Below are 1,327 nucleotides of genomic sequence, written 5' to 3' on the forward strand. Positions count from 1 at the left end.
TCGTTCTTTAAAAATTTGGGTATGTGATAGAAAGATAGACTGAACGTTACTTTCACTGGTAACGGATCAGGCTAAGGTAAAATTTGTGAGTTACTCAGTTTTGAGTATTATCGAATTTTCGGCGAATGTCGTCTTCACAGTATAACCAGATTGCTTGGGGTTATATGGTCAAGTGAAGAAGCGCATACGGTGGATGCCTTGGCAGTCAGAGGCGATGAAAGACGTGGTAGCCTGCGAAAAGCTTCGGGGAGTCGGCAAACAGACTTTGATCCGGAGATGTCTGAATGGGGGAACCCAGCCATCATAAGATGGTTATCTTACGCTGAATACATAGGCGTAAGAGGCGAACCAGGGGAACTGAAACATCTAAGTACCCTGAGGAAAAGAAATCAACCGAGATTCCCTTAGTAGTGGCGAGCGAACGGGGACTAGCCCTTAAGTGGCTTTGAGATTAGCGGAACGCTCTGGAAAGTGCGGCCATAGTGGGTGATAGCCCTGTACGCGAAAATCTCTTAGTCATGAAATCGAGTAGGACGGAGCACGAGAAACTTTGTCTGAATATGGGGGGACCATCCTCCAAGGCTAAATACTACTGACTGACCGATAGTGAACTAGTACCGTGAGGGAAAGGCGAAAAGAACCCCGGAGAGGGGAGTGAAATAGATCCTGAAACCGTATGCGTACAAGCAGTGGGAGCCCACTTTGTTGGGTGACTGCGTACCTTTTGTATAATGGGTCAGCGACTTATTTTCAGTGGCGAGCTTAACCGAATAGGGGAGGCGTAGCGAAAGCGAGTCTTAATAGGGCGTCTAGTCGCTGGGAATAGACCCGAAACCGGGCGATCTATCCATGGGCAGGTTGAAGGTTGGGTAACACTAACTGGAGGACCGAACCGACTACCGTTGAAAAGTTAGCGGATGACCTGTGGATCGGAGTGAAAGGCTAATCAAGCTCGGAGATAGCTGGTTCTCCTCGAAAGCTATTTAGGTAGCGCCTCATGTATCACTGTAGGGGGTAGAGCACTGTTTCGGCTAGGGGGTCATCCCGACTTACCAAACCGATGCAAACTCCGAATACCTACAAGTGCCGAGCATGGGAGACACACGGCGGGTGCTAACGTCCGTCGTGAAAAGGGAAACAACCCAGACCGTCAGCTAAGGTCCCAAAGTTATGGTTAAGTGGGAAACGATGTGGGAAGGCTTAGACAGCTAGGAGGTTGGCTTAGAAGCAGCCACCCTTTAAAGAAAGCGTAATAGCTCACTAGTCGAGTCGGCCTGCGCGGAAGATGTAACGGGGCTCAAACCATACACCGAAGCTACGGGTATCA

General features: G+C 49.4%; 1 rRNA gene (running past one end of the window). It reads left to right on the forward strand.

Going from position 1 to position 1,327, the window contains the following annotated elements:
- Window positions 1–166 precede the first annotated feature (166 nt).
- Window positions 167–1,327: ribosomal RNA gene (locus KL786_RS29225) — 23S ribosomal RNA — on the forward strand (it continues 1,463 nt past the right edge of the window).

The sequence above is a fragment of the Pseudomonas sp. TAE6080 genome (genome assembly GCF_018732265.1).
GTDB lineage: Bacteria > Pseudomonadota > Gammaproteobacteria > Pseudomonadales > Pseudomonadaceae > Aquipseudomonas > Aquipseudomonas brenneri.